The organism is Clostridioides sp. ZZV15-6598 (assembly GCF_020657705.1).
GTDB lineage: Bacteria > Bacillota > Clostridia > Peptostreptococcales > Peptostreptococcaceae > Clostridioides > Clostridioides difficile_F.
The window spans coordinates 1-238 of record NZ_JAGWCS010000386.1 but is presented as its reverse complement, the minus strand read 5'-3'; the positions used below and the strand labels follow the sequence as shown (position 1 = coordinate 238).

Here is a 238-nt window from a genome sequence, read left to right as displayed (position 1 = left end):
TTTGGCGACCTGGAAGGGGTTCGAACCCTCGACCTCCAGCGTGACAGGCTGGCATTCTAACCAACTGAACTACCAGGCCGCAAATGGTGGGACCAGCAGGGCTCGAACCTGCGACCCCCTGCTTGTAAGGCAGGTGCTCTCCCAGCTGAGCTATGATCCCATTTTTTTGGAGCGGGTGAAGGGGATCGAACCCTCACAGCTGGCTTGGAAGGCCAGAACTCTACCATTGAGCTACACC

The 238-nt window shown here is 57.6% G+C and carries 2 tRNA genes; both read right to left on the bottom strand.

What is annotated here, in order from left to right:
* Positions 1-2 precede the first annotated feature (2 nt).
* Positions 3-79 (bottom strand) — tRNA-Asp (locus KGF50_RS22180).
* A 5-nt stretch (positions 80-84) separates the two neighbouring features.
* Positions 85-160 (bottom strand) — tRNA-Val (locus tag KGF50_RS22175).
* Positions 161-238: the final 78 nt, after the last annotated feature.